Origin of the sequence: Microbacterium sp. 1.5R, from assembly GCF_007667425.1 — a bacterium.
Taxonomy (GTDB): Bacteria; Actinomycetota; Actinomycetes; order Actinomycetales; family Microbacteriaceae; genus Microbacterium.
The window spans coordinates 1,758,657-1,784,841 of the sequence record NZ_VDRC01000001.1 but is presented as its reverse complement, the minus strand read 5'-3'; the positions used below and the strand labels follow the sequence as shown (position 1 = coordinate 1,784,841).

Sequence of the window (26,185 nt, the reverse complement as noted above, 5' to 3'; positions counted from 1 at the left end):
CTGTGGCGCAGTGCACACCTGCGTTCCGCAGAGACGCCGAGAGCGGATGCCGCGACGACCCTTCCGCCTCGCGTCTGCGACCGGCATCCTGGGACGATGCCCCTGTCTGCGCGCAATCTGCATCAGCGTGGCGTCGACGCGGCCAATGCCCGGCGGTTCGGTCAGGCGCGGCGTGCGCTGACGACGGCATCCGCTCGAGCCGCTGACGACGCCGATCTCCGGGCGCGCATCGACGGCACGATGGCCTACGTCCTCGCCCAGACAGGCGAGCCGGCCGCGGCCGAGCGCCTGTCGCGCGAGGCTCTGGCGCGCCAGGGCCTCCGCACCGAGACCGTCGCCGTGCTCGACGGCCAGCTCGGCACCCTGCTCATGCACGGCGGCCGCCTCGACGAGGCGACCCGGTCGCTGACCAGGGCGATCGACGGTCTCGACGAGGAGTCGATCGAGCGCGCGAACCTGCTGATGAGCCGGTCGATCGTCGAGATGCAGCGGCACCGGCTCGAGGACTGCACCGCCGATCTGCAGAGCGCGATCGCGGTGTACGAGGCGCTCGGCGAGCTCGAACCCCTGGCCGAGGCTCGCCACAATCTCGGATACGCGGCGCTGCTCAGCGGCGATCTCGTCACCGCGCTGAGCCTCATGACCGCCTCGCGCCCGACGCTCGCTGCCGTGAGCGACCTGGCTGCGGCGATCAGCGACCTCGACCGGGCCGAGGTGCTCCGCGATGCCGGCCTCACGACCGAGGCCGAAGCCCTCCTCGACGAGGTCGCCGCGCGCTTCGGCGCACAGCGCATGCGCCAGGCACGCGGCGAGGCCGAGTTCCATCTCGCCCGCTCGCTGCTTCGTCATGACCCCGCGAGGGCGGCACGCACCGCGACGAGGGCCGCCCGCCGGTTCGCCGCGCTCGGCAGCGACGGCTGGGCGGCGCGCGCAGAGGCGGTGCGCCTCGAGGCCGCCGTGCGCGCCCACCCGGGACGCGCGGTCGACCCCGGAGCGTTCGCGCGCGCGGCGACCGCGCTCCGCGCCCGCGGATTCCGCACCGAAGCCACCGCTCTGACCCTCACGTCCCGACTCGTCGGCGACGGACGGATGCCGCGCATCGCCGCCGACGCCCCCACACCGCTGCGACTGCGTGCGCACGAGGTGCGGGCGATCCGGGCGGCGAACGCGGGAAGGGATGCCGCGGCCCTGCGCGCTGCCGCCGACGGCATCGACCTGCTCACCGCCTGGCAGCAGTCGTTCGGCGCGCTCGACCTGCAGGCGTCGGTGGCGATGCACGGCACCGAGCTGATGTTCGCCGGGCTGGCGGCGGCGGCGCGCAGCAGGGATCCGGCTGTGCTGTTCGCATGGTCCGAGCGCGCCAGACACCTGAGTCAGCGGGTCGCCCCTGTCCGTGCGCCGCACGACGAGGACCTCGCTGCGGACCTCGCGGAACTGCGGATGCTGCGCGCCGACCTCGCGGGGTCGGACTGGACCGCCGACGCCCGCGTGAGGTCGCTGCGCGACCGGGTACGCGACCGGCAGTGGTCGTCGACAGGTGTTGAGGCCCCGCGTGGACGCCTCGACCTCACGGCCACCCGGGCGCGGCTCGATGAGGAGACCGCCGTGCTCGCCTACGTGTACACGGGCACCGACCTGCTGTGCACGGTCGTCACGGCGGCCGGAGCGACGATCGTCGACCTGTCGTGGCCCCGCATCCGCGCGGCGCTCGACGGGCTGCGCGCCGACCTCGACGTCGCCGCCCTCACGCACGGCGGCCCCATGTCCGCGGTCGTGGAGAGGTCGCTCGACGCCCGCCTGCGGACACTCGACGACGTGCTCTTCGGCCCCGCCCGCGTCGCCGCGCCACAGTCGTCGAGGCTGGCGCTGACGATTCCCGGTGTCCTCGGCGGCATCCCCTGGGCGATGCTGCCTGGTCTCACCGGCATCCCGTTCACGATCGCCACCTCGGCGTCGCACCTGCTGGACGAGCCCTTCCCCGAGGCTCGCCCGGCCGGCTCGCGTCGAGACCCCGCCGACTCGCGTCGAGACCCCGCCGGGTCGTCGAGACCCCGACGTGCTGACGTCGATACGCCGGGGTCTCGACGCCACGTCGGGGTCTCGGCGGTGAGCGCCCCGTGGCGGGCGGGCTTCGCCGCGGGGCCCCGCGTGCCCCGCGGTGTCGAGGAGGTCCGCACGGCGGCGAGCGCATGGAGCGCGCCCGAGGTGTACACCGGCGCGGAGGCGCGGGTCGGCGCAGTCACCGAGCTCGCCGGACGCTCCGACGTGCTGCACATCGCCGCGCACGGCCGCCACGCCGTCGACAACCCGCTGTTCTCGGGCTTCGAGCTCGTCGACGGCACCCTGTTCGGGTACGACGTCGACCTCATCGCCCGCCCGCCCGAGACGGTGATCCTCTCGGCGTGCGAGCTGGGCCGATCATCCGTGCGGTGGGGTGAGGAGGCCGTCGGGATGACACGCGTCTGGCTGCACGCGGGTACCCGGTGCGTGATCGCCGCCCCCGTCGTGGTCGCCGACGACGTGGCCTGCGAACTGCTCGGAGCCGTGCATTCCGGCCTCGCCGCGGGCGTGCCCCCGGCCGTGGCGTTGGCCGCGGCATCGGAGTCCACGGGTCTGCGCGCACCATTCCAGAGCCACGGCAACGGGTTCTGACGGATTTTCTCCACTCGATGTATCAGACGGCCCCGGCCTCGCTCCTGATCTGCAGAGGGTGCCAGGCGAAGGGCTCCGGTGTGGAGCGCGAGGGAGGCGCAGTCGGGATTGGGGAACCTCGCACACTGGGGAGTGCGAGAACGACACGGACACCGTCTACCTCGGGGATGCCGCGTGAGGGGTCGCGGCATCCCCACCAGCACGACGACGTCGGCGATCAGTCCGTGGTGACGACCTCGAAGCCGGCCGCGCGCAGGTCGGCGATGATCGCGGCGTCCGCGCCGTCGTCGGTGAGGAGTTCGGGGAACAGCTCCGCACCGCCGACGGCCGCGAACGCGACCCGTCCGAGCTTGCTGCTGTCGGTCACGATCACGGCTCGACGAGACCGCTCGGCCATCATGCGGTTCACCGCCGCCTCGCGCTCGTCCTGCGTGGTCGCTCCGGCCTCGGCATCCACACCGTTCACGCCGATGAAGGCCATGTCGAGTCGCACGCCGCGAAGCAGCTGCTCGACGAACGGTCCGACCAGCTCGTAGCTGCGCGCGTGGATCACACCACCCGTGACGACGACCTTGATCTCGGGTCGCGTGGCGAGCTGAGCGGCGATGTTCACGGCATTCGTGACGATCGTGATCCCGCCGCCCGACTCCAGGTCGTCGCGGGCGGCGAGCGCGGCAGCGATCGCGGTGGTGGTGGTGCCGCCCGAGAGCCCCACGACCATGCCCGGCGACACCAGCGCCGCCGCCGCGCGCGCGATGCTCTGCTTCTGCTGAGTGCGCAGGTGGCTCTTGTAGCGGACCGGGAGCTCGTACGCCACGGAGTGCGCGACGGCCCCGCCGTGCGTGCGCGTGAGCAGACGCTGCTCCGCGAGCGAGTCGAGATCGCGTCGGGTGGTCGCGGCTGAGGCGCCGAACCGGTCGACGAGGTCGTCGACCGTCACCTCGCCGTCGCTCGCGAGCAGGTCGAGGATCGCGTTGAGCCGTGCGGCGCGCTTCATGCGGTGCTCGCGAAGAGCCGCAGCATCCGCGCAGCCTCGGCGGCGAGGGCATCACGCGCGGGCGCGAGGTACCTGCGCGAGTCGACGAGGCGCTCGTCGGCCGCGAGTCGCTCGCGGACGGCGCGGGTGAAGAACGCGTTCAGATGGGTGGAGACGTTGATCTTCGTCATGCCGGCCCGCACGGCGTCTGCGATCACGTCGTCGGCCACGCCGGACGAGCCGTGCAGCACGAGCGGCACGTCGAGGGCACCCTTCAACCGGGCGATGAGGTCGAGATCGAGGGATGCCGTGCGATCGGTCATCGCGTGCGACGACCCCACGGCCACGGCGAGCGCGTCGACACCCGTCGCCGCGACGAAGGCGCGAGCCTCCTCCGGATCGGTGCGGACACCGGGGGCGTGCGCCCCGTCTTTGCCGCCCACTTCTCCGAGCTCCCCCTCGACGTAGACGCCGACCCGGTGCGCGCGCTCGACGACCGCGGCGGTGAGTGCGACGTTCTCGTCGTAGGGCAGCGCGCCCCCGTCGAACATGACGGACCCGAACCCGAGCTCGATGGCCTCGTCGACGAGCTCGGGGCGCTCCGCGTGGTCGAGGTGCACCGCCACCGGCACCGCGGCACGACGCGCGTGGGCGAGAGTCGCCAGCGCGATCGGCTCGAGTCCGCCGTGATAGTCGGCGCAATTCTGCGAGATCTGCAGGATCACCGGCAGCTGGGCGACCTCGGCGGCACGCACGAGTCCCTCGCCGGTCTCCAGGTGGATGACGTTGAAGGCGCCGATGCCGGTGCCGCGCGTCGCGGCATCCGTCACGAGTTCGCGGGCGGAGACGAGCGTCACGGTGAGTCCTCACGGTCGGTGGATGTGCGGGGGACGACGACGAGACGGTCTTCGAGAGCTCGCCACTCGTCGGAGATGTCGCCGGCGAGCGGCATCAGCACTGCGGCGGCCGACCAGGCCGTGGCCCGACGCAGCACGCTCTCGGGGTCGCGCACGCCGTCGGCGTAGAGCACCGCGCACGCGGCGACGCCGGCATCGCCCGCGCCGGTGGGGTTGCCGGCGAGCGGGGCGTCCAGGCGCGCGTGCAGCACAGCGGATGCCGTGACGGCGAGCATGCCCTCGGCGCCCAGCGAGAGCAGCACCAGCTCGACGCCGCGCGCGACGAGCGACCGTGCGCCGTCGACGGGATCGCTGATGCCGGTGGCCTCGGCGAGTTCGGCGGCGTTGGGTTTGAGCACGGATGCTCCGGCATCCGCCGCGAGGAGCAGCGCCGGGCCCGAGGTGTCGACGATGGTGGGGATCCCCGCGTCACGGGCGGTGCCGATCAGCAGCGGGATGAAGGATGCGGGGGCGCCGGGGGGAAGGCTGCCGGAGACGACCAGCACCCGCGCGCCCGGCAGGGCGTCGACCACCTCGCCGAACAGCGCGGCCCATTCGGTGTCGGCGGGGTTCACGCCGCGTTCGTTGATGATGGTGGTGTCGCCGAGCTGTTCGTCGTCGATCGCGATGCTCTGCCGTGTGGGCGCGGTCACGGGCACCACGCGGTGCGGCACTCCGCTGGCCGCGAGCTCGGCCGAGAAGGCGATGCCGCTGCGTCCACCTGCCGTGGTGAGGGCGAGAGTCGCGGCGCCCTGTGCGTGGGCGACCCGCGCGACGTTGAGTCCTTTGCCGCCCGCGCGGGCGGCCCCGGCATCCGCTCTGTGCGTCGCGCCGACCGTCAGGCGCTCGACCCGCCAGGTGAGGTCGAGCGCGGGGTTCGGGGTGACCGTGACGATCATGCGAGCTCCCGTGCGCGCAGGGCCGCGCCGAGGATGCCCGCGTTGCCGGAGAGCTCGGCGGGGACGAGGTCGGGAAGGCGGTGGAAGCTGAGGCGGGCGGCGAGGCGGCGGCGCAGCTCGTCGAACAGCGCTCCGCCTGCGCGGGAGAGTCCGCCGCCGATCACGATGGCCTGCGGGGCGATCACCGCGGTGAGCTGGGCGAGCGAGAGGGCGAGGGCGTCGAGGGCGGAGTCCCAGATCTCGGCGGCGACCGGATCTCCGGCGGCGGCACGAGCGATGACATCCTCGGCCCCGTCGGGCGTGATGCCCGTCGCCTCGGTGTAGCGGCGGGTGATCGCCCCGGCCGAGGCGACGGCCTCCAGGCAGCCCCGGGCTCCGCACGGGCAGAGTGGGCCGTCGGCGATCGGCGAGTGGCCGATCTCCCCGGCATAGCCGCCCGCCGTGTACGGGGCGCCGCCGATGATCAGCGCGCCGGCGATGCCGGTGCCGATCACGAGAACGACGGAGTCGTCGTACGCCCTGGCTCCACCCAGCACGTTCTCGGCCCAGCTCGCCGCCCGCACGTCGTGGTCGAACGCGACCGGCAGCTTCAGCCGCGCCGAGGCGAGATCGCGGAGGGGGCTGTTCCGCCAGCCGAGGTTGCTCGCGAACACGCCGATCCCGGCATCCGGGTCGACGATGCCCGGGACGACGAGTCCGACCGCGCGCGGTGCCACCTCGGGATGCGCGGCGGTGTACTCCGATGCGAGGACTCCCAGTCGCTCGACCACCGCGGCCGTGCGGTCGCCCGCCACGATCGGAGTGGGCGTGCGCCGCAGGTCGAGCGCCGTGCCGGTCTCGTCGAAGAGCGCCGACTTGATGTCGGTGCCGCCGACGTCGAACGCGAGGACCGGAGCGCCCGCACCCAATGGTCGCGCGGTGCCGGGGCGCGCGGCGCCCCCGGCCTCAGGCGTGGTCATCGGATGCTCGGGTGTCGCTGAGGTCATGCATCCAGGATGACGGATCGCGTGAGGTTGCGTGGCTGGTCGGGCTCGAGTCCGCGGGCGACAGCGCGATCGAGGGCGACGCGGTGCAGGCGCACGAGATCGGCCAGCGGGTCGATCGGATGCTGCACGAACCGCGCGCCGGTGGCCTCGACCTGCGCCGCCAATCCTTCGGGCGCCTCGCCGAACTGCCAGGTCACGCGACCCGGCGCGGCGATGGCGATCGGGCCGTGCCGATACTCCATCGACGCGTACGACTCGGTCCACGACTGCGAGGATTCGCGCATCTTCAGCGCCGCCTCGTGAGCGAGGCCGACGGTCCAGCCGCGGCCGAGGAAGGTGTACTGCTCGGCGGCACCCAGCTCGGCGTCGTCGTCTGCGGCGAGCACCGCCGCGGCATCCTCGATCGCCGGCGTGAGGTCCTCGCCGAGCGAGGCGCGCAGCAGGGCGAGAGACGTCGTCGCGAAGCGCGTCTGCACGACCGACTCCTCGTCGGCGAACGGCAGCAGCACGGCCTCGTCGACGAGCGAGACGAGGGGCGAGGTCTCATCTCCGATGACGCCGATGACACGAGCCCTGCCGCGCACGCGCTCGACGAGCTCGAGCACCTCGGTGGTCGTGCCCGACCGCGTCAGCGCGACGACGGCGTCGTAGCCGCGGTCGACGAAGGCCTCGGATGCCGCGAAGGCATCCGTCTCACCCTGACCGGATCCCTCACGCAGGGCGGCGTACGCCTGCGCCATGAACCAGGAGGTGCCGCACCCGACGACGGCGATGCGCTCGCCGGTGGCGGGGAGGCGCTTCTGCTCGTCGCGCAGGGCCACGGCGCGCGCCCAGGTCTCGGGCTGAGAGGTGAGTTCCGCGCGCATGTGCGCGCCGGGAAGATGGTCGGTCATGACGTCTCCGAGGGGTTCTGATGCACGATTGTGATCGTTTAACTAATAGATCGATCATAGTATGGCCACATTCGAGGGCCAACCAATATTCCCCTTGATTTGTTTATTTGCCTGACAAATAATCGAACCGTTCCACCGCCGACCCGTCTGGGGCGGCGCCACACGCACTGTCGCGTCTGTACCCGCGACAGTGCGCCCCTCCGCTCTCCAGAGCGGTTCCTGACACAGTGAGGAATGCCACACAGATGAATAAGTCACTGCGAATCGGCGCCGTCGCACTCGCGGCAACCGCCACGCTCACACTCACGTCCTGCGGTTTCGGCGGTTCTTCCGGCGGAGGCGGCGGTGGAGACGACGCCAGCACGCTCAGCCTGCTCGTGCCGAGCTACTCCGACGCGACCAAGGGCCTGTGGGAGGACGTGATCGACGGGTTCGAGAAGGAGAACCCCGACATCAAGGTCGACCTCGAGGTGCAGTCGTGGGACAACCTCGAGAAGGTCATCTCGACCAAGATCCAGGCCGGCGAAGCACCCGACATCTACAACGGCGGACCGTTCGCGGGCTTCGTCGGCGACGAGTTGCTCTACCCGGTCTCCGACGTCGTGTCGGAGGACACCCTCGCCGACTTCCAGGATTCGTTCATCGCCAACGCCGAGGTCGACGGCACGGCGTACGCCCTGCCGCTCATCGCCTCGGCACGTGCGCTGTTCGTCAACAACACGCTGCTGCAGCAGGCCGGCGTGACCGAGGCGCCGACCGACTGGGACTCGCTGCTGGATGCCGCGACCAAGGTCTCGGCACTCGGCGGCGGCGTCGCGGGATACGGCATGCCGCTCGGATCCGAAGAGGCCCAGGCCGAGGCGGCCGTGTGGCTCTGGGGCGGCGGCGGCTCGTTCGGCGACGCGTCAGAGATCACCATCGACACCCCGGAGAACCTCGCCGGTGCCGAGCAGATCAAGAAGATGATCGACGCCGGAGCGACCCAGGCCGACCCCGGTTCCACCCAGCGCTCGCCCCTGATGGACATCTTCATCCAGGGCAAGATCGGCATGCAGGTGGGCCTGCCGCCCACGGTCGGCCAGATCGAGGAGGGCAACCCGGAGCTGGACTACTCCATCGTGCCGATCCCGACGAAGGACGGCTCGCCCTTCACCCTCGGCGTGATGGACCAGCTGATGGCGTTCCAGAACGACGGCGACAAGCAGGAGGCCATCACCAAGTTCTTCGACTACTACTACTCGGCCGACGTGTACGTCCCGTGGGTGCAGGCCGAGGGCTTCCTCCCCGTCACCAAGTCGGGCGCAGAGCAGTTGTCGGGCGAGGAAGCACTGAAGCCGTTCCTCGACGTCCTTCCCGACGCGCAGTTCTACCCGTCGACGAACCCGAAGTGGTCGGCCACCGACGGTGCCTTCAAGTCACTGTTCGGGCAGCTGCAGACCAAGCCCGCCCAGGACGTTCTGACCGAGATCCAGGCGCAGGTCGACGCGGGCTGAGCCCGCTGAAGGAGAGGTTCGGGGATTCCCATGAGCCAGACCACAGAGTCCCAGACCCTCGCGGGGGCGGCCACCGGCCGCCCCCGCACCCCCGGCCGCCGGTCGGGCGCCGCTCGCGGACGACCGGGCGGCAAGGACCTCCTCCAGGCGCTACCGTGGATCGCCCCGGCGCTGCTGCTCATCATCGGCGTCGTGCTGTTCCCCGCCGGTGTCATGTTCTTCAACTCCACGCGCGACATCTCCCTGTCGGGCCTCGACAAGGGCTCGGTCGGGTTCGACAACTTCGCGACGGTGTTCGCGTTCGCCGAGTTCTGGCCGATCCTGTTCCGCACGGTCGTGTGGGTCGTGGTCGTCGTCGGATTCACCGTGATCATCTCGCTCGGACTCGCGCAGATCCTCAACAAGGCCTTCCCCGGCCGGCAGATCGTGCGCATGGCCGTGATCGTGCCGTGGGCGGCATCCGTCGTCATGACGACGATGGTCTTCTATTACAGCCTGGAGCCGTACTTCGGGGTGTTCAACAAATTCCTGTACGACATCGGGCTGTCCGACGACGCCGTGGGCTACGGGTGGACGAAGAATCCCGCCACCGCGTTCGCGTGGTCGATCGTCATCGCGATCTTCGTGTCGTTGCCGTTCACGACCTACACGATCCTCGCCGGGCTGCAGACGGTGCCGGCCGACACCCTCGAGGCCGCGAAGATGGACGGCGCCGGAGCGATGCGCACCTACTGGACGATCATCGTGCCGCAGCTCCGTAGCGCCCTCGCCGTCGCGGTGCTCATCAACATCATCAACGTGTTCAACTCGCTGCCGATCCTCAAGGTCATGACCGGCTCCATCCCGGGCTACGGCGCGGACACGATCATGACGATGATCTTCAAGTACATCGAGCTGCAGAAGAAGGTCGATGTCGCGAGCGCCCTGTCGGTCGTGGCCTTCCTCATCGTCATCGTGATCGTCGCGATTTACGTCAAGGCCGTCAAACCGATGAAGGAGGTCTGATCGTGACCCTGACCGAGACCGCTCTCGTCACCACCGCAGGATCCGATCCCGCCCCGCGGATCCCCGGCCGCAGGCGCCGGTACACCGAGGACCAGGTGACGCTTCCCCGCGTCATCCTCCGCACGGCCGCCGGCTTCATCGTGCTCGCCATCTTCGTTCTCCCGTACCTGATCATGTTCTTCGGGAGCGTGAAGACGAAGCCGCAGATCCGCTCCGTCGACCCCACCTATCTTCCGGTCGAGTGGCACTGGGAGAACTACATCACGATGTGGTCGACCCCCGAGACGCCGCTGCCGTACAACCTGATCTCGACCATCATCATCGCCGTCTTCGCGACACTGCTCGTGCTGCTCGTGTCGCTCCCGGCCGCGTACTACACGGCCCGGTTCAAGTTCCCCGGCCGCATGGTGTTCCTGTTCCTGGTGATCGTCACGCAGATGCTGCAGCCCGCCGTGCTCACCTCGGGACTTTTCCGCCAGTTCACGACGCTCGGGCTCGGCGACACCTGGGCGGCGATGATCTTCATCAACGCCGCGTTCAACCTGTCGTTCGCCGTGTGGATCATGCATTCGTTCTTCGCCGGCATCCCCAAGGAGGTCGACGAGGCCGCGCAGATCGACGGTGCCGGACGCTTCACCGTGCTGTTCAAGATCAACCTGCCGCTCGTCTGGCCCGGCATCGTGACGGCGATCGTGTTCACGTTCGTCGCGTGCTGGAACGAGTTCGCGGCATCCCTCGTGATCCTGTCGACCGACAAGAATCAGCCGCTCTCCGTCGCGCTGACGAAGTTCGTCGGTCAGTACGAGACGAGCTGGCAGTACGTGTTCGGCGTCTCGATCGTCGCCATCCTGCCCGTCGTCATCCTCTTCATGCTCATCGAGAAGCGTCTCGTCGGCGGTCTCACCGCCGGCAGCGTGAAGTAGGGCGCATCGGGCGGACGCCTCGCGGCCATCGTCGACCTCTGCGGCCAAGCGGAGTCGAGGTGGCCGCGCAGAGCGCCCCTCACCGCAGAAGCTGCTCCGCCGCCGCGTCGGCGGGCATCGGCATCCGTCGCTGCTCGTCGCGGAACAGGCTCGGCGAACGCCCGAGTCGCTGCGTGAACTGTCTCGAGAAGTACGACGGATCGTCGAACCCGACCTGCCGCGCGATCGCGCCGACCTCGAGGTCGGTCTCGACGAGCAGGGTCTGGGCGCGGGAGAGGCGCGAGTCGATGAGCAGCTGCAGGGGCGTCAGGCCGGTCGCGGCGACCGCCGCAGAACGCAGCTGCCCGACGCTCAGCCCCAGCTCCCGCGCCCGGGTCTCCATCGGAACCTGCCTCGATGCGCCCCGGGTGAACGCCTCGATGAGGTCGGGCGCGGCGGCGGGCATGGTCGACGCAGCGAGCTCGGCGATCCAGGCGTAGCCGGTGGCGGATGCGCGGAGCGCACCCGGCGATCCGCTGTCGGCGAGGGCGGCGTGCAGCCGCGCGAAAGTGCGGTGCAGAGAACCGGGCACGCGGTCGAGCGGCACGACGGGCCCCGCCCGCCGCCAGGCACCCAGCTCATCGAGCGCGCGGGTCGCCGCACCGGAGAACAGCACCCAGTGCTCCGTCCAGCCGGAGCGCAGCGGGCCGTAGCCATGCTGCACTCCGGGGAAGAGCCAGAGCAGCGCCGGTGCCTCGACGCGCACGTCTCCGGTCAGCGGACTCGAGTACCACCCGCTGCCTTCGCTCACCACGACGACCGCGTGCGAGCGCAGTTGCCGGTTGCGGAAGCCCTCGTTGCGCCCCGAGTACTCCCCGGCCCCGAGACACGCGATCGTGACGTCCGTGAGCGTACGGGCGGGAGCCGCATAGATCGCCCAGTTCTCCATGATCCTCCTAGTGTCGGGAGGGGCCCACGAAATCACAAGCACATGTCGCTGAACTACATGGAGCGATCGTGCTAGTCCGGTCAGACTGCCACCATGATCACCTCCAACGGGCACATCCTCGACGACAGTGCCGCGCGGCTGGGCAGGCTCGAGCCGGTGCCCGCCGATGAGCGCGGCGACAAGGATGCCCTGTGGCGGCGTCTCCGACGCGACGGCTACCTCTACCTCAGCGGCCATCTCGACGCCGACGTCGTCAGAGACTTCCGCCGGCACTACTTCGAGACCCTCGCCCCGACCGGCCTCGTCGCCGCGAACGGCATCGCCGAGGGCGTCGACGCGGGCGGCGCGATCGACCTCGCCCTCACGAGGCGGCTGCTGTTCGACGACATCGTCCGCGGTGACGAGTAGGCCGCCCTGACCGGCCACCCGTCGATCCGCGGCTGGTTCCGGTGGTTCCTCGGCGACGACGTGCACCTGCACAAGCGGCGCATCATCCGGCACATCCGCCCGGGTGAGCGAGGCATCGGCACGGCCACGCAGGCGCACTACGACCTCGTCTACCTCCGCGAGGGCACCGACCGGGTGCTGTCGATGTGGATCCCACTCGGCGACTGCGCGGTCGAGACGGGCGGCCTCGCCTATCTCGAGGGCAGCCACCATCGGGTGATGGCGCAGGAACGCGCCGGGACCCTGCGGATGCCCGCGGCGTCCATCACCGCCGATCTCCCCGCCCTGGCGGACGAGTACGACGCGCGCTGGCTGATCGCCGACTATCGGGCGGGCGACGTCATGGTGCACTCGGCCCATATCGTGCACGCCTCGACCGACAACGTCGACCCCGGCTCGCGGATCCGTCTCTCCACCGACATCCGCTATCAGCGGGTGTCCGACCCCATCGATTGGCGCTGGCAGGAGCACTGGTTCGAGGGCGACGGCCTCTGAACACGCGCCCCGGCTCGGGAAGCGCTACGGACGCGCGGGCGGCTGCGGCATCCACCGCACCCCGAGGGATGCCGTGAGCGCGGCCTGTGCGGGACCGGCGGCGAGCGAGATCGCGGGATCGGCGTAGCGGACGGGCACCTGCGCCGTGCCCGTCGCCGCATAATCGGTCTCGGCGCGCACCAGGTCGAGGAAGCGATCGCCGAGCAGCGCCCCCGGCCCGCCGATCACGATCTCGGCGGGGTCCAGCAGTGCGCTGAGGAGTTTGATGGCTCTGGCCAGCGCGCGGGCACCCTCGTCGAGGTCACGCTGGTCGGCGCCGGCCACGAGCGCCCTGATCTCGTCGACGTCGAGAGCATCGGAGAACCCCTCGCCGAGCATCGGCCCGAGCGCGGCAGCGGACTCGAGGCATCCCCGTCGACCGCAACGGCAGGGGCGGGCGGCGTCGCCGAACACCACCTGCACATGGCCGATCTCGCCGGCGCGATGGCGTGGCCCGGGGGCGAGCTCGCCGTCGAGGGTGACGGCCGCGCCGATGCCACCGCCGACGTGGATGAAGAGGCGGTGACCGGAGGGTGGGCCCTCGACCCCGGCTTCGGCGATGGCCTCGGCATCCACGTCGTTCACGAGAAGCACCGGCGCGCCGAGCACCTGCTCCAGGCGTTCGGCGAGCGGAGTGTCTCGCCAGCCCAGTTGCACGCTCTCGAGCACGGTGCGACCGTCGGTGGTGCCGGGCAGCTGCACCGCGGCGATGAGGAGGCGGGAGCCGTACTCGTCGGCGATTGCGGCGAGGGCGGCGTCGAGCGTCCGCTCGCGCGCGTCGTCGGTGAAGTCGGCCCGACGCGCGTCGATCGCATTCCCGGCGAGTGAGAGCAGGGTGATCCGCGCGTCCGTGGGGCGGAGGATGACGACGAGGATCAGGTGATGCTCGTCGTCGATGTCGAGCGTCGTCGCGCGTTTGCCGCCGGTGCTCGCGGCCTGCGCTCCCTCGACGATCAGGCGCTCGTCGAGGAGCTCGGCGACGAGCGACGACGCCGTGGCGGCTGTGAGCCCGGTCGCGCGAGAGATGCCGGCACGCGTCTGGGTGCCCGGCGCGTCGAACACGAGCTGCAGCGCGCGGCGCAGGTTTGCACGCCGTACCGCCGCTTGCGTGTCGAGTGCGTCATCGGCGTTGAGCATGGGGCGATTCCTGCGCGGGAGAACGGTTGACAGTCCGGGATCGGCTGCGTACCCTCTTACATAGTTTAGTCAATGAACTAAGTCGGGTTCCGGGCGAGTGAGTGCTGCACACACCGTCGCTCGCCCGGAAGACCCGTCACCGCCCTTCGGCGGCTTCCGTGTGATGGCGGATGACTTCGGCCACCACGAAGTTGAACCACTTCGCAGCGAACTCCGGGTCGAGATGGGCCTCTTCCGCAAGCGCGCGCAAGCGCGCGACCTGCTGCTCCTCGCGCCCCGGATCGGACGCCGGCATCTCGTGGTCGGCCTTGAGCCGGCCGACCTGCTGCGTGGCGCGGAAACGCTCTGCCAGCATGAAGATGAGAGCGGCATCGATGTTGTCGATGCTCGAACGCAGTCGGAGGAGTTCAGCCCGGGGATCTTCGGCGGCGGTCATGCCCCCTACTCTACGGAAACACGCGGCGGAACGACCCTGCGGGAGGCGACGGATGCCGAGGGTGCGACGACACCGGCCGCTATCGTGAGCACATGAGCGATGACGAGCGGCCCGGGTCCGAGAGCGCGGATGGCGCGGCCTCCGAGAACCCGGGTGGCGGCGCATCTCGGCGATCGAGGGACTCCTCGCCCGTGGCCGAATCGCCCGCCGAGTCGACGGATGCCGTCGGCGATCCGACTGCGGCACCGGGTTCGTCCGCCGCGGTCGCCGCGGTCGCCGCGGTCGCCGCGGTCGACACGGACACCACGGCGGACAGGACGCAGAAGGTCGTCGAGCCGATGACCCCCACCCGCTCGTTCTGGACGCGCATCGACCGACCGTTCGTCTTCGGCTTCCTCGTCACGCTGGGCGGTCTCGCGGCCGTGCTGCTCGGACTCGCGCTGTCGAACCTCTCGACCGTGTTGATCTACATCGCGCTCGCCCTCTTCGCGGCGCTCGGCCTCGATCCGTCGGTGCGGTTCCTCGAACGCCGAGGCCTGTCTCGTGCCCTGTCGGTCGTGGCCGTCATCCTCGCGCTGATCGTCATCGCCGGTCTGCTGCTCTGGATGGTCGTGCCGATCGTCGTCGATCAGATCGCGAGCTTCGTGCGTTCCGTGCCGGGCATGATCGGCGAGTTCACCCGCTCCGACATCTACGCGACTCTCGAGCGACAGTTCGGCGACCAGTTCGAGGACCTCGTCTCGGACGTGCAGAAGTTCCTCACGGACCCGGGCAACATCGCCGTGATCGGCGGCGGAGCACTGCAGGTCGGAGCGAGCATCGCCTCAGCCATCTCGGGGATCATCGTCGTGCTCGTGCTCACCCTGTACTTCGTGGCGACTCTGCCGACCATCAAGTCGGGGCTGCTGCGCCTCGCCCCCGCCCGCGACCGCCGGCGAGCGAGCGACATCACCGACCAGATCACCGACTCCGTCGGCGGCTACGTCATGGGCATGGTGGTGCTGGCATTCTGCAACGCGATCCTCGCGTTCCTGCTCTACCTGTTCCTCGGACTGCCGTTCCCGCCGCTCATGGCGACGGTCGCGTTCTGCATCACCCTGATCCCCCTCGTCGGGTCGGTGCTCTTCTGGATCATCGGCACCAGCCTGGCTCTGTTCACGAACCCCATCGCCGCGCTCGTGTTCGCCGTCATCTACCTCGTGTACATGCAGATCGAGGCGTACGTCATCACGCCGCGCGTCATGAACCGCGCGATCGCGATCCCTGGATCACTGGTCGTCATCGGGGCGCTCGCGGGCGGAACGCTGCTCGGTCTGCTCGGCGCCCTCGTGGCGGTGCCGGTCGCGGCATCCATCCTCATCATCATCAAGCAGGTATGGGTGCCGCGGCAGGACGCCCGCGTCTAGTCGCCCCCTCTGGACACCCACCCCCGCGTCGAGACCCACCACCCGCGACGCAGGCAGGTGGACACGCAGAAGTGCCCGGGTCCTGGGACCCGGGCACTTCTGTCAGGCTCTGCGACTCAGATGAGGTCGTTGTCGGTGAGCCACTGCTTCGCGATCTCGGCCGACGACTTCTGGTCGACGGTGCTCTGCACGTTGAGGGCGACGAGCTCCTCACCGGTGAGCTTCGCGCTGATCGCGTTCAGCACATCCGACACCTCGTCGGCGATGTCGCTCGAGACGATCGGCACGACGTTCGACGAGATGATGAGGTTCTCGGGGTCCTCCAGGGCCACGATGTCCTCGGTCTCGAACGCCGGGTCGGCCGTGTAGATGTCGGCCACCTGGATCGAACCGGCGAGCAGCGACTCGAGCGTGGTCTGGCCGGTGGCCGAGAACGTCAGGTCGACGCCGTAGACCTCCTTGGCGCGGGCCGGGCTGTACGGACGCTGCTCGAACTCGGGCGCGGCACCGATGGTCACCTGCGACGACACGTTCTTGAGGTCGCCGATCGTCTTCAGGTCGTTCTCCTCGGCGAAGCTCTTCAGCACCGTGTAGGAGTCCTGGTCGGTGGCCTCAGCGAAGTCGAGTGCCGTGAGGCCATCGGGCAGTGCGTCGCCCAGGGCGGAGTACACGTCTTCGGGGCTCGTGACGGTGACGGCGTCATCCGAGAGGTACTCGAGCAGGCTGCCCGTGTACTCGGGGAAGACGTTGATGGCACCGGACTCGACGTCGGGCATGTACGCGTCGCGCTGACCGATGTTGAGCTTCTTCTCGACGTCGAAGCCCTCGGCCTCGAGCGCCTGCGCGTAGATCTCGGCGATGATCTCGTTGGAGTAGTACGCCTGCGAGCCGACGACGATCGTGTCGCCGCTGCCCGAGCTCTCGCCGGAATCGCTGGGCTCATCGAGCGGGTTGCTCGACGCGCACGCCGACAGGGTGAGAGCCGCCGCGGCGACCAGGCCGACGGCGAAGACGGAGCGCTTGCCTCGTGCTGTGAACATGGGATTCCTCTTCTCTGGAACTGCTGCTGTGTGACGAAAAGTCTGGGTGATCTCAGCGCCCTGGGTCAGGCGGTGGCGGGGGCGGATGCCGTCGCGGCGGAGTCCGAGCGGGCACGCCGCCGTGCCGGACGCCCGGCGCGGAGACCTGCCGGTACCGCCGCGTGCTGCGCGGCCGCCAGGATCAGGTCGACGATGAGGGCGAGCACCGCGACGAGGAGAGCGCCCGCGAGCACCTGGTCGAAGCGACGCAGCGGGATGCCCTGGATGATCGGGTATCCGAGACCACCCAGGTTGACGTAGGCGGCGATCGTGACCGTGGCGATCACCTGGAGCAGAGCCGACCGGATGCCGCCGACCAGCAGAGGCAGCCCGAGAGGCACCTCGACCTTCCAGAACACCTGCCACCCGGTCATGCCCATCGATTTCGCCGCGTCGATCACCCGACGGTCGATGGCCTCGAGACCCGTGTACGCGCCGGCGAGGAGCGACGGGATCGCGAGCAGGACGAAGGTGATGACGGCGGCCTCGGGGATCCGCAGCACGCCGAGGAGCAGCACGAGGAGGATCAGGAGTCCGAACGCCGGGATCGCGCGTGCAGCGCCGGACACCGCGACCGCGATCTCGCGACCCTTCCCTGTGTGCCCGATCAGCCATCCGATCGGCAGCGCGATCGCCGCCGCGATCAGCACGGAGATCGCGGTGAGCGCGAGGTGCTGGCCGAGCAGCTTCGGCAGGGCGTAGTTGCCCGTCCACTGCTCGGGGGCGAACATCCAGGCGAATGCTTCGAGGAAGAGGTTCATGCGGGAGCCCCCACAGCGATCGCACGAGCGGCCGGAGACTTCTTCGCGGCGCGGGTCCACGGCATCAGCGCGCGTCCGAGCAGCAGCAGGATCAGGTCGATCACGAGGGCGATGATCACGACCGCGATCACGCCGGCGACGACCTCGGCGATGATGCGGCGCTCGAGACCGTTCGTGAAGAGGTAGCCGAGGTTCGTCACACCGATGAGCGTGCCGACCGTGGCGAGGGAGATCGTGCTGACCGCTGTCACGCGCAGGCCTGCGAGGACCACCGGCCCGGCGAGCGGGAACTCCACGGCCCAGAAGCGTCGGAACGAGGCGAAGCCCGTGGCGGTCGCCGCCTGGCGCACATCGTCGTCGACGGAGTCGAGTCCGTCGGAGACGGCACGGACCAGGATCGCGATGGCGTAGATCGTCAGCGCGATCACGAGGTTCGACTCGCTGATCGCCGAGTACCCGAGCGTCGCCGGCAGCAGGATCAGCAGCGCCAGAGACGGGATCGTGTACAGCAGACCAGTGAGCACGATGATCGGCCCGCGCACGAGACGGAACCGCCAGGCGACCCAGCCGAGCGGCAGCGACAGGACGAACCCGAGCACGATGGGGATGATGCTCTGGCGCAGGTGCACCACGGTGAGATCGAGGATCAGCCCGAGGTTGTCACCGACCCAGTTCACGTGAGCCCGCCCTGCACGGCCTTGAGCGCTGCCGTGTCGGGGCCGGAGAGCGGCCCGTCGGACGTCTCGGCATCCGCCACGATCGCACCCTGCGTGCGCCCCTCGGAGTCGACGACGATGGTGCCGTGCGGCGTCTGCTTGAGGTGCAGCGCGCGGCGGCCGCGGTCGGCGCCGATGAACGAGGCCACGAAGTCGTCGGCCGGGTTCTCGATGATCTCGCTCGGACTGCCCACCTGGACGATGCGCGCCCCCTTGTCGAGGATCACGACCTGGTCGCCGAGCAGGAAGGCTTCGTCGATGTCGTGCGTGACGAACACCACCGTCTTGTCGAGCTCGCGCTGCAGCCGCAGTGTCTCCTGCTGCAGGTCGGCCCGCACGATCGGGTCGACCGCGCCGAAGGGCTCGTCCATGAGCAGGACGTTCGGGTCGGCCGCGAGGCCGCGGGCGACGCCGACACGCTGCTGCTGGCCACCGGACAGCTGGCTCGGATAGCGCTCGGCGAGCGCCTGGTCGAGCCCGACCGTGTCGAGCAGCTCACGGGAGCGCTTGTGTGCGTCCGCCTTCTTCACGCCGTTGAGGCGGAGCACCGTGGCGACGTTGTCGATCACCGTGAAGTGCGGCATGAGCCCGGAGTTCTGCATCACGTAGCCGATGCTGCGGCGCAGAGCGACGGGATCGCCCGCAAGGACGCTCTCTCCGTCGATCTCGACCTCTCCGGAGGTCGGCTCCACCATGCGGTTGATCATGCGGAGCAGTGTGGTCTTGCCGCACCCGGACGACCCGACGAAGACGGTCGTCTTTCGCGATGGCAGAACCAGATTGAAATCGTTCACCGCGACGGCGCCGCCGGGGAACTTCTTCGTGACGTTGCGGAATTCGATCATGGCTGTACTCCAGTCGGTCGATCGACGAGTCGAGCATCGGCGCCCCGGCGCCGGCACACGGTGGTCATGCTTCGATCTGCACGCGGGGGTCGAACGCGACGAAACCGGAGAAGTCCTTGCCGACCCGGTCGAACGCCGACGGGTACGGGGTGGGGTACGACCAGGCGTAGTCCTCGTGCAGCTCGCCGCCGGCCTGCACGGAGAAGTACTGCGCCGCACCCTTCCACGGGCACGTGTAAGGCGTGGGGCTCTCGACGAGCGCGCCTTCGGTGATCGATGCGGGCGGGAAGTACCAGTTGCCTTCCATGCGCGCGAGGTCACTCTCGTCTGCTTCGGCGATGACGGTTCCTGCGAGTACAGCCTTCATGGTCCTGCCTCCTCGGATGTGGGTATGAGCGTAACGGAGGTGTACGACATCCGCTCGGGGTTGCGCGAGGGGTCGTCAATGTGGGAAACAAAGTCCCTCGCCTGTTCGATGCGTGCCGCGGAACGGATTGCCCCGGCCGGCACCCGGTCAGGCGGACTGCCGGCCGTACTCCTCGAGCAGTCGGAGCCAGATCTCGCTGATCGTCGGGTACGCCGGAACGGCGTGCCACAGACGGGAGATCGGCACCTCGCCGACGACCGCGACCGTCGCCGCCTGCAGGAGTTCGGCGACCTCGGGGCCGACGAACGTCGCTCCGAGCACGACCTCGCGCTCGGAGTCGATCACGAGACGCGCCTGACCCTCGAAGCCGTCTTCGTAGACGCTCGCGCCGGCGATCCCGCCGAGGTCGTAGTCGACCACCGCGACCTCCTGGCCGGCCTTGCGGGCCTCGGCCTCGGTGAGCCCGACGGACGCGACCTCGGGGTACGAGAACGTCACCTGCGGCGCAGCGGCGTGGTCGGCCGTCGCGACATGGCGGCCCCAGGGCGCGTCGTCGACGGCATCCCCCTTCGCACGCGCCGCGATCACGTCGCCCGCCGCCCGCGCCTGGTACTTGCCCTGGTGCGTCAGCAGCACGCGGCCGTTGACGTCGCCCACGGCGTACAGCCAGTCGGAGCCGGGGACGCGCTGCGTGTCGTCGACCTCGATGTACCGGCCGGGCTCGAGACCGGCGACTTCGAGTCCGATATCCCCGCTACGAGGAGTGCGGCCGGTGGCGACGAGAACCTCGGCCGTCGTGACTGTCGATCCGTCGGACAGATCGATCACGACGCCGTCTTCGCCGCGCGTCACACCGGTCGTGCCGGTGTCGGTGCGTACGTCGACGCCCAGCTCTGCGAGTCCGGCGGCGACCCGCTCTCCGGCGAACGGCTCGAACGTGCCGAGCAGACCGCTGCGGGCGATGACGGTGACCTTCGTACCGAGCGATGCGTAGACCGTGGCCATCTCGACGGCCACCACGCCGCCGCCGATCACGGCCAACGACTCCGGCAGCTCCTCGGCGCTGGTCGCCTCGCGGCTCGTCCAGGGCTCGGCCTCGCGCAGACCCGGGATCGGCGGCACCGTGGCATCCGTCCCCGTGCTGATCGCCACCGCGTGGCGGGCGCGGAGCACGCGGGTGCCGCCCTCGGCATCCGTCACCGTGACCTCCCGCTCGCCCGTGAGCCGGCCGTGCCCGCGGGCCAGAGCGATGCCGGCCGAGTCGAGCCACTTCACCTGACCGTCATCCGACCAGTTGCTGGTGAACGAGTCGCGGCGATCGAAGACCGCGCGCACGTCGAGCTCACCCGTGACGGCCTCGGCCGCGCCGCCGACCTTCTTCGCCGCGCGCAGCGCCTGAGCCGGGCGCAGCAGAGCCTTCGAGGGCATGCACGCCCAATAGGAGCACTCGCCTCCGACGAGCTCGCTCTCCACGATGATCGCGGTCAGACCCCCCTGCACGGCGCGGTCGGCGACGTTCTCGCCCACCGGTCCGGCGCCCAGGACGATCAGGTCGTATTCGTCGGTGTTCTCGGCAGTCATGCGGTGCCCCTCTCCGTGGCCCAGTCTCGCTCAGAACGAACGTGGAGTCACGGGGTTTACAAACGAGGGACGGCCGGGTTTGTTCCGCCGGCGATCACCCGGGGGCCTCCTGGCACACGAACCGGGGGCCGACTCGCCAGATGTCGGATGGATCGCCGCGCACGGGACCGCGATGTGGCGTATCGACCCCCGAAGCGGAAACGTGCGAGCGTCAGCGCACGCGCAGGAAGTGCGTCGGCGTGGGCACCTGCGCCTCATGACGGATGCCGAGGGGCGCCCCCGTGCGCTCGTCCAGGTCGAGCAGCGCGATCGTGTCGGAGCGCTGCCCGGCGACGAGCAGCTTGCCCTCGTGCACGATGTGGTGTCGCGGCCAGTCGACACCGGCGTCCGCGAGCGCGACCGATTCGAGGCTCTCACCCGCTCCGCGCACGCGCAGAGCGGCGATCGTGTTGCTGCCGCGCAGCGCCGTGTACAGGAACTGTCCGTCGCGGGTGCGGGCGAGCTCGGCGGGGAAGTCGACGCCCACCTGCGCGATCGGGCTCGACAGCGTCGACGACACGACGCTCCAGGTGCCATCAGGGCCCGCGGCGAGCGTGAAGACCTCGCACGAGTACTCGGTCACGACATGCAGGTGACCGCTCGGATGCACGATCATGTGCCGCGGACCGGTGCCCTGCGGCAGGGTGACCTCGTGGTCGAGCACGAGGCCGCCCGAGGTCGGACGCCAGATGCGCACCAGGTCGAAGCCCAGGTCGGTCGTCGCGATGCGACCGTCGGCCAGGAACGCCGCGGCGTGCGCATGCGACGCACGCGGATCGCCGGTCGCGGTGAGGGCGCCGGCATAAGGGTCGGATGCCGCTGCGGCGACACCCGCCGGAGCCGACGTCTGCGCCGGCTCGCCGAGCAGCGCCGCGCGCAGTTCTGCGGCCTTATTCGCGGCATCCGGGACGAGGCTCCCGTCGGCAGCGATCCCGATGCGCACCACGCGTCCGTCGCCGTAGCAGCTCGCGACGAGGTAGCCGCCGGAGGGCGACACCGCGACGTGGCAGACCGAGTCGCCGGCTTCGACCGGGTCGCCGAGAGGCTGCAGCGCCGACTCGCCGGTCCGGCGGAACGCCTGCACCACGGCATCCGCTTCCCGCGCCGCGTAGACGACGTCGAGGGTGGGATGCTGCGCGAGCCACGACGGCGAGGGGGTCTCGGTGACCGCCCCCCGATACGAGAGCTTCGTGGGCGTCTGCTCGTCGCCGGCGAGGAGGCCGATGCCGTCGGCGGAGCCGCCCATCGCGGCACCGTAGCCGCCGAGCCAGAACCGGGTCATGCGCGGCTCAGTCGACCAGGTCGTGGCGGACCACGACCTGGTCGCGCTCCGGACCGACGCCGATCACGGAGATCCGGGTGTTGCTCATGCCCTCCAGGGCGAGCACGTAGTCCTGGGCGTTCTTCGGCAGGTCGTCGAAGCTGCGCGCGGTCGAGATGTCCTCCGACCAGCCGGGGAAGTACTCGAGCACCGGCGTCGCGTGGTGGAAGTCGGTCTGATTGACCGGCACCTCGTCGAAGCGCTCGCCGTCGACGTCGTACGCGACGCACACGGGGATCTGCTCGAGTCCGGTGAGGATGTCGAGCTTCGTGAGCACGAGGTCGGTGATGCCGTTCACACGCGTCGCGTAGCGGGTGATCGGGGCGTCGTACCAGCCCACGCGGCGCGGGCGCCCGGTCGTGGTGCCGAACTCGAAGCCGCGCGAGCGCAGCCACTCGCCCTGCTCGTCGAACAGCTCGGTCGGGAAGGGTCCGGAGCCGACACGGGTCGTGTAGGCCTTGACGATGCCGACGATGCGGTCGAGAGCACCGGGGCCGACACCCGAACCGGATGCCGCTCCGGCCGCCGTCGCGGTCGACGACGTGACGAACGGGTAGGTGCCGTGGTCGATGTCGAGCATGGTGGCCTGGCCGCCCTCGAACACGACGACCTCGCCGCGGTCGAGCGCCTCGGCGATCAGGTAGCCGGTGTCCGCGACCATCGGGCGCAGGCGCTCGGCGTACGAGAGCAGCTCCTCGACGATCTCGTCGACCGTCACCGCGCGGCGGTTGAAGACCTTCACGAGCAGGTGGTTCTTCTGGTCGAGCGCGCCCTCGACCTTCTGGCGCAGGATGTTCTCGTCGAAGAGGTCCTGCACGCGGATGCCCACGCGATTGATCTTGTCGGCGTAGGCCGGACCGATGCCGCGACCGGTGGTGCCGATGTTGCGCTTGCCGAGGAAGCGCTCGGTGACCTTGTCGAGCGTGCGGTGGTACTGCGTGATGATGTGCGCGTTCGCGCTCACCTTCAGGCGAGAGACGTCGATGCCGCGGGCGCCGAGCGCCTCGAGCTCGTGGAACAGCACCTCGAGGTCGATGACGACGCCGTTGCCGATCACCGGTGTGACACCGGGAGACAGGATGCCGGATGGAAGCAGGTGCAGCGCGTACTTCTCGTTGCCCACCACGACGGTGTGCCCGGCGTTGTTGCCGCCGTTGAACTTCACCACCCAGTCGGTGCGCTCACCGAGCAGGTCGGTGGCCTTGCCCTTGCCCTCATCGCCCCACTGGACGCCGACGATCACGATTCCTGGCATGGGTGTCCCCCTTGCTGACGCCGGGTTCGCACCGGCTGATGAGCTGGCCCTCTTCGGGCGGTCCCATCCTACCGAAGCCCGGTTTCGGGGCTGTTCCGGGTGGTGCGGCGCAGTGTCGGTCGCACTTCGTGCCGGTCGAGACTCGGACGGGCGGCACGTAGTGCGACCGGAACCTCGCATGGCGGGAAAGAGTCGGATGCTGTCGCTCGACCGCATCGACCGATGTCGGTGGCCGGTGGCACGATCGGAGGATGCCGAAGACCGACCTCCCGAGCGATGCCGCAGTCGCGCCACCGCGCCGCCAGGGCCCGCTCGTGCTCGCGGCCGCGCTCGTCACGGTCGTGCTGTGGGCATCGGCGTTCATCGGCATCCGCGGTGCGGGTCCGCACTTCGATCCGGGTGCTCTCGCGCTGCTGCGCATGGCCGTCGGCAGTGCGGTGCTGGCGATCATCGCGGTGCGGCACGGCATCCGTCTGCCCCCGCGCCGCACCTGGTGGCTCATCGCGGTGTGGGGGGTCGGCTGGTTCTGCGTCTACAACCTCGCGCTCAACGCGGCCGAGCGCACGCTCGACGCCGGCACCGCGGCGATGGTCGTGAACCTCGCCCCGCTGATGGTCGTCGTCTTCAGCGGACTGTTCCTGAGGGAGGGATTCCCGAGGCCGCTGCTGATCGGAGCGCCGATCGCCTTCCTCGGCGTCGTGCTGATCGGTATGAACTCGACGTCGACGGCGGGCCCCGATATCACCGGTCTGCTGCTCGCCCTCCTCGCGGCCGTCATGTACGCGGGGTGCACCCTGGTGCAGAAGCGGCTCCTCAACGCGGGATCGGACGCGACGACCCTCACCTTCCTCGGCGCGGTCGCCGGCACGATCGCCCTCCTCCCCTGGACCGGCAGCCTCATCGACGCCGTCGGCTCCGCGCCCCTCGGCTCGACGCTGTGGGTCGTCTACCTCGGCGTCTTCCCGACGGCCATCGCATTCACCACCTGGGCGTTCGTGCTGCAGCGGAGCACCGCGGGGCAGACCTCGGCGACGACGTACGTCGTACCGGCCATCGCGATCCTGCTGTCGTGGGCGATCCTCGGCGAGGTCCCGACGCCGCTCATGTTCCTCGGCGGCGCGCTGTGTCTGCTCGGTGTGCTCGTCACGCGGATGCGCTGGCGACGGCGCGCGAGCTGAGGCTCAGCCGCGCGAGATCGACCCCCGCGCGCCCTCGAGGTTCGCCAGCATCTCGCCGGCGAGCTTGCGCTTGAGCTCCAGTGACTCCCCGATCTCGGCGGCCAACCGCGGGCGGGTGCGGATCAGCTCGTCCACCGTCGCCAGGGGGAGCACCACGACGGTGAGGATCTCTCCGGCCACCGTCACGGCCTGCGTACGCTCTCGCGTGAGGGCGGTCTGCCCGATGATGTCGCCCCTCTCGGCCGTCGCGAACTCGACGCGACCGCCGTCGATCTCGAGCGCCAGCACGGCGCGGCCCGAGACGACCACCCGCACCTCATCCGGGACGACGCCGCTCGGCAGCACGATCTCACCCACGCCGAAGCGCTCGAGGTGCGACCCCTGCAGCATCGCCTCGAGGTCGTCGTCGTGCAGGTGCAGCGTGCCGGCGATCGCGGACAGCGCCTCGGCCAGTCGGCCCGGCTCGGCGATCGGATCCGTCGCGTCGCCGTCGAGCGCGAACCCGTGCCGCCGCGCCGCGTACCAGAGCCAGGAGAGGTAGGTCGAGAGCGCGCGTCCGGCATCCGCCGGTCCGGCGACAGGGATCGAGACGCCGTACGCCCCGGCGCCCGAGTAGCTCGCGTTCACACTCTCGCCGTGCACACGCATGGGCAGGGCCTCCGCGACCTCGATGAGCAGCGCGATCACCTCGTGCGGGGGGTCGTCGGTCGCGAACTTCACCGAGGCCTCGGCCGCGTACGGGCCGTCCGGCTCGGAGAGGTTCGTGAACGACGCCCCCGACAGGCTCGAGTTCGGGACGATCTGGATGCCGGAGCCCGTGTCGATGTGCACGGCGCGCCAGTTCACCTCGACGACACGGCCGCGCACGCCCGCGGCGTCGAGGTAGTCGCCGATCTTGAACGGCTGCTCGAACAGCAGCAGCAGCCCGGAGATGACGCCGCCGACAGCGTTCTGCAGGGCGAGGCCGATGACGATCGATCCGACGCCGAGCGCGGTGAACAGCCCGCCGACGTCGGCATCCCACACCCAGGAGAACAGCAGGGCGAGGCCGAGTGCGACGAGCACGAGTCGGGCGATCTCGACGAAGATCGTCGGGATGCGCTTACGCCACGAGTCCTCTGCGGCGTTCGCGAACAGGGCGACGTTGAAGGAGGACAGCAGCAGCAGGATGACGAGGAAGCCGAAGACGGTGGCGACGACGCGCGTCCACACCTGATCGGCCGGCGACTGGATCGCGAACGCCAGCAGTGCGAAGAGCGCGCCGACTGGGATCACCGCATTGCGCAGGAGCCGCAGGGGCCCCGCGACCGGGCTGTTCCGCCGTCGGAGCCCGTTGATGAGCTCGGTCAGGACGACGAGCAGCACCGGCACCCCCACGGCGAGGACGACGACCCACCAGCCCCAGCCGTCGCGGAAGGCGTCTTCGATCACG

The 26,185-nt window shown here is 70.0% G+C and carries 25 protein-coding genes; 8 read left to right on the top strand and 17 right to left on the bottom strand.

The genetic code is table 11. The annotated features are described in order from the left end of the window. Positions 1-96: 96 nt before the first annotated feature. Positions 97-2,652: a CHAT domain-containing protein gene (locus tag FSY98_RS08580; protein ID WP_144875752.1), complete on the top strand. Its 2,556-nt coding sequence runs from the start codon at positions 97-99 to the stop codon at positions 2,650-2,652. Positions 2,653-2,869: 217 nt separating this feature from the next. Here FSY98_RS08580 and FSY98_RS08575 read toward each other — a convergent pair whose 3' ends face one another. From FSY98_RS08575 to FSY98_RS08555, 5 genes are read right to left on the bottom strand one after another with little or no spacing between them, the layout of a single operon-like run. After that, the gene (locus FSY98_RS08575) at positions 2,870-3,649 is read right to left on the bottom strand and encodes a DeoR/GlpR family DNA-binding transcription regulator (RefSeq protein ID WP_144875750.1); all 780 of its coding nucleotides are present in this window, start codon (positions 3,647-3,649) and stop codon (positions 2,870-2,872) included. Beyond that, positions 3,646-4,485 (bottom strand): class II fructose-bisphosphate aldolase, encoded by an 840-nt coding sequence (locus FSY98_RS08570; RefSeq protein ID WP_144875748.1) that lies wholly within the window; start codon positions 4,483-4,485, stop codon positions 3,646-3,648. The genes FSY98_RS08575 and FSY98_RS08570 overlap by 4 nt, the downstream gene beginning before the upstream one ends. Beyond that, the gene (locus tag FSY98_RS08565; protein WP_144875746.1) at positions 4,482-5,423 is read right to left on the bottom strand and encodes a 1-phosphofructokinase family hexose kinase; all 942 of its coding nucleotides are present in this window, start codon (positions 5,421-5,423) and stop codon (positions 4,482-4,484) included. Before FSY98_RS08565 ends, FSY98_RS08570 begins: the two co-directional genes overlap by 4 nt. Continuing rightward, positions 5,420-6,409 (bottom strand): ROK family protein, encoded by a 990-nt coding sequence (locus FSY98_RS08560; protein ID WP_260857330.1) that lies wholly within the window; start codon positions 6,407-6,409, stop codon positions 5,420-5,422. Before FSY98_RS08560 ends, FSY98_RS08565 begins: the two co-directional genes overlap by 4 nt. Beyond that, positions 6,406-7,302: an SIS domain-containing protein gene (locus FSY98_RS08555; protein WP_144875744.1), complete on the bottom strand. Its 897-nt coding sequence runs from the start codon at positions 7,300-7,302 to the stop codon at positions 6,406-6,408. The genes FSY98_RS08560 and FSY98_RS08555 overlap by 4 nt, the downstream gene beginning before the upstream one ends. A 245-nt stretch (positions 7,303-7,547) precedes the next feature. On the opposite strand from FSY98_RS08555, the gene FSY98_RS08550 reads away from it, so the two are divergent. Genes FSY98_RS08550 through FSY98_RS08540 form a run of 3 tightly spaced genes read left to right on the top strand, consistent with a single transcriptional unit; the run spans position 7,548 to position 10,723 of the window. Beyond that, a complete protein-coding gene (locus FSY98_RS08550) occupies positions 7,548-8,795 on the top strand; it encodes an extracellular solute-binding protein (RefSeq protein ID WP_144875742.1) in 1,248 nt (415 codons plus the stop codon). Between the two features lie 30 nt (positions 8,796-8,825). Beyond that, the gene (locus FSY98_RS08545; protein WP_144875740.1) at positions 8,826-9,800 is read left to right on the top strand and encodes a carbohydrate ABC transporter permease; all 975 of its coding nucleotides are present in this window, start codon (positions 8,826-8,828) and stop codon (positions 9,798-9,800) included. A 2-nt stretch (positions 9,801-9,802) separates the two neighbouring features. Continuing rightward, positions 9,803-10,723 (top strand): carbohydrate ABC transporter permease, encoded by a 921-nt coding sequence (locus tag FSY98_RS08540; protein ID WP_186307589.1) that lies wholly within the window; start codon positions 9,803-9,805, stop codon positions 10,721-10,723. Positions 10,724-10,802: 79 nt separating this feature from the next. On the opposite strand, the gene FSY98_RS08535 is transcribed toward FSY98_RS08540, so the two are convergent. Next, on the bottom strand, positions 10,803-11,651 hold the full coding sequence (locus FSY98_RS08535; RefSeq protein WP_144875738.1) for an AraC family transcriptional regulator: 849 nt from the start codon (positions 11,649-11,651) through the stop codon (positions 10,803-10,805). Between the two features lie 93 nt (positions 11,652-11,744). Between FSY98_RS08535 and FSY98_RS16935 the strand changes: the two genes are divergently transcribed. Both FSY98_RS16935 and FSY98_RS16930 read left to right on the top strand, forming a co-directional pair. Then, positions 11,745-12,059, top strand: coding sequence for a hypothetical protein (locus FSY98_RS16935; protein WP_260857329.1), 315 nt, complete (start codon positions 11,745-11,747; stop codon positions 12,057-12,059). Positions 12,060-12,065: 6 nt separating this feature from the next. Next, on the top strand, positions 12,066-12,593 hold the full coding sequence (locus tag FSY98_RS16930) for a phytanoyl-CoA dioxygenase family protein (protein WP_313955869.1): 528 nt from the start codon (positions 12,066-12,068) through the stop codon (positions 12,591-12,593). Between the two features lie 24 nt (positions 12,594-12,617). On the opposite strand, the gene FSY98_RS08525 is transcribed toward FSY98_RS16930, so the two are convergent. After that, a complete protein-coding gene (locus tag FSY98_RS08525) occupies positions 12,618-13,769 on the bottom strand; it encodes an ROK family protein (protein ID WP_144875736.1) in 1,152 nt (383 codons plus the stop codon). Positions 13,770-13,905: 136 nt separating this feature from the next. After that, positions 13,906-14,205, bottom strand: a complete 300-nt coding sequence (locus tag FSY98_RS08520) for a chorismate mutase (protein ID WP_144875734.1) — start codon at positions 14,203-14,205, stop codon at positions 13,906-13,908. A gap of 92 nt (positions 14,206-14,297) precedes the next feature. On the opposite strand from FSY98_RS08520, the gene FSY98_RS08515 reads away from it, so the two are divergent. After that, positions 14,298-15,611, top strand: a complete 1,314-nt coding sequence (locus tag FSY98_RS08515) for an AI-2E family transporter (RefSeq protein WP_260857328.1) — start codon at positions 14,298-14,300, stop codon at positions 15,609-15,611. Positions 15,612-15,727: 116 nt separating this feature from the next. Here the strand turns inward: FSY98_RS08515 and FSY98_RS08510 are convergent, their stop codons facing one another. The 8 genes from FSY98_RS08510 to FSY98_RS08475 all read right to left on the bottom strand — a co-directional run bounded on the left by FSY98_RS08510 (position 15,728) and on the right by FSY98_RS08475 (position 23,575). Continuing rightward, the gene (locus FSY98_RS08510) at positions 15,728-16,651 is read right to left on the bottom strand and encodes an ABC transporter substrate-binding protein (RefSeq protein ID WP_144875732.1); all 924 of its coding nucleotides are present in this window, start codon (positions 16,649-16,651) and stop codon (positions 15,728-15,730) included. Positions 16,652-16,716: 65 nt separating this feature from the next. Next, on the bottom strand, positions 16,717-17,451 hold the full coding sequence (locus tag FSY98_RS08505; RefSeq protein ID WP_144875730.1) for an ABC transporter permease: 735 nt from the start codon (positions 17,449-17,451) through the stop codon (positions 16,717-16,719). Beyond that, positions 17,448-18,128 (bottom strand): ABC transporter permease, encoded by a 681-nt coding sequence (locus FSY98_RS08500; protein WP_144875728.1) that lies wholly within the window; start codon positions 18,126-18,128, stop codon positions 17,448-17,450. Before FSY98_RS08500 ends, FSY98_RS08505 begins: the two co-directional genes overlap by 4 nt. Beyond that, complete coding sequence (locus tag FSY98_RS08495) at positions 18,125-19,012, bottom strand: ABC transporter ATP-binding protein (RefSeq protein ID WP_260857327.1); 888 nt, start codon at positions 19,010-19,012, stop codon at positions 18,125-18,127. The genes FSY98_RS08500 and FSY98_RS08495 overlap by 4 nt, the downstream gene beginning before the upstream one ends. Positions 19,013-19,076: 64 nt before the next feature. Next, the gene (locus tag FSY98_RS08490) at positions 19,077-19,379 is read right to left on the bottom strand and encodes a DUF427 domain-containing protein (RefSeq protein ID WP_144875725.1); all 303 of its coding nucleotides are present in this window, start codon (positions 19,377-19,379) and stop codon (positions 19,077-19,079) included. 147 nt (positions 19,380-19,526) lie between these two features. After that, the gene (locus FSY98_RS08485) at positions 19,527-20,960 is read right to left on the bottom strand and encodes an NAD(P)/FAD-dependent oxidoreductase (protein ID WP_144875723.1); all 1,434 of its coding nucleotides are present in this window, start codon (positions 20,958-20,960) and stop codon (positions 19,527-19,529) included. A 211-nt stretch (positions 20,961-21,171) separates the two neighbouring features. Then, the gene (locus FSY98_RS08480; protein ID WP_144875721.1) at positions 21,172-22,281 is read right to left on the bottom strand and encodes a beta-propeller fold lactonase family protein; all 1,110 of its coding nucleotides are present in this window, start codon (positions 22,279-22,281) and stop codon (positions 21,172-21,174) included. Positions 22,282-22,288: 7 nt separating this feature from the next. Further along, positions 22,289-23,575 (bottom strand): adenylosuccinate synthase, encoded by a 1,287-nt coding sequence (locus FSY98_RS08475; RefSeq protein ID WP_144875719.1) that lies wholly within the window; start codon positions 23,573-23,575, stop codon positions 22,289-22,291. 251 nt (positions 23,576-23,826) lie between these two features. Here FSY98_RS08475 and FSY98_RS08470 point away from each other — a divergent pair, with 251 nt between their 5' ends. Then, entirely contained in the window at positions 23,827-24,753 is a 927-nt protein-coding gene (locus tag FSY98_RS08470) for a DMT family transporter (RefSeq protein WP_144875717.1), read from the top strand. 3 nt (positions 24,754-24,756) lie between these two features. On the opposite strand, the gene FSY98_RS08465 is transcribed toward FSY98_RS08470, so the two are convergent. Then, a complete protein-coding gene (locus tag FSY98_RS08465; protein WP_222119128.1) occupies positions 24,757-26,184 on the bottom strand; it encodes a mechanosensitive ion channel domain-containing protein in 1,428 nt (475 codons plus the stop codon). Position 26,185: the final 1 nt, after the last annotated feature.

Excerpts from the sequence above, each read along its gene's own strand:
- FSY98_RS08525 (WP_144875736.1), bottom strand. The coding sequence starts at position 13,769 with ATGCTCAACGCCGATGACGCACTCGACACGCAAGCGGCGGTACGGCGT.
- FSY98_RS08580 (WP_144875752.1), top strand. The coding sequence starts at position 97 with ATGCCCCTGTCTGCGCGCAATCTGCATCAGCGTGGCGTCGACGCGGCC.
- FSY98_RS16935 (WP_260857329.1), top strand. The coding sequence starts at position 11,745 with ATGATCACCTCCAACGGGCACATCCTCGACGACAGTGCCGCGCGGCTG.
- FSY98_RS08555 (WP_144875744.1), bottom strand. The coding sequence starts at position 7,302 with ATGACCGACCATCTTCCCGGCGCGCACATGCGCGCGGAACTCACCTCT.
- FSY98_RS08535 (WP_144875738.1), bottom strand. The coding sequence starts at position 11,651 with ATGGAGAACTGGGCGATCTATGCGGCTCCCGCCCGTACGCTCACGGAC.
- FSY98_RS08510 (WP_144875732.1), bottom strand. The coding sequence starts at position 16,651 with ATGTTCACAGCACGAGGCAAGCGCTCCGTCTTCGCCGTCGGCCTGGTC.
- FSY98_RS08490 (WP_144875725.1), bottom strand. The coding sequence starts at position 19,379 with ATGAAGGCTGTACTCGCAGGAACCGTCATCGCCGAAGCAGACGAGAGT.
- FSY98_RS08575 (WP_144875750.1), bottom strand. The coding sequence starts at position 3,649 with ATGAAGCGCGCCGCACGGCTCAACGCGATCCTCGACCTGCTCGCGAGC.
- FSY98_RS08495 (WP_260857327.1), bottom strand. The coding sequence starts at position 19,012 with ATGATCGAATTCCGCAACGTCACGAAGAAGTTCCCCGGCGGCGCCGTC.
- FSY98_RS08480 (WP_144875721.1), bottom strand. The coding sequence starts at position 22,281 with ATGACCCGGTTCTGGCTCGGCGGCTACGGTGCCGCGATGGGCGGCTCC.
- FSY98_RS08485 (WP_144875723.1), bottom strand. The coding sequence starts at position 20,960 with ATGACTGCCGAGAACACCGACGAATACGACCTGATCGTCCTGGGCGCC.
- FSY98_RS08520 (WP_144875734.1), bottom strand. The coding sequence starts at position 14,205 with ATGACCGCCGCCGAAGATCCCCGGGCTGAACTCCTCCGACTGCGTTCG.
- FSY98_RS08515 (WP_260857328.1), top strand. The coding sequence starts at position 14,298 with ATGAGCGATGACGAGCGGCCCGGGTCCGAGAGCGCGGATGGCGCGGCC.
- FSY98_RS08545 (WP_144875740.1), top strand. The coding sequence starts at position 8,826 with ATGAGCCAGACCACAGAGTCCCAGACCCTCGCGGGGGCGGCCACCGGC.
- FSY98_RS08560 (WP_260857330.1), bottom strand. The coding sequence starts at position 6,409 with ATGACCTCAGCGACACCCGAGCATCCGATGACCACGCCTGAGGCCGGG.
- FSY98_RS08550 (WP_144875742.1), top strand. The coding sequence starts at position 7,548 with ATGAATAAGTCACTGCGAATCGGCGCCGTCGCACTCGCGGCAACCGCC.
- FSY98_RS08505 (WP_144875730.1), bottom strand. The coding sequence starts at position 17,451 with ATGAACCTCTTCCTCGAAGCATTCGCCTGGATGTTCGCCCCCGAGCAG.
- FSY98_RS08475 (WP_144875719.1), bottom strand. The coding sequence starts at position 23,575 with ATGCCAGGAATCGTGATCGTCGGCGTCCAGTGGGGCGATGAGGGCAAG.
- FSY98_RS08470 (WP_144875717.1), top strand. The coding sequence starts at position 23,827 with ATGCCGAAGACCGACCTCCCGAGCGATGCCGCAGTCGCGCCACCGCGC.
- FSY98_RS08565 (WP_144875746.1), bottom strand. The coding sequence starts at position 5,423 with ATGATCGTCACGGTCACCCCGAACCCCGCGCTCGACCTCACCTGGCGG.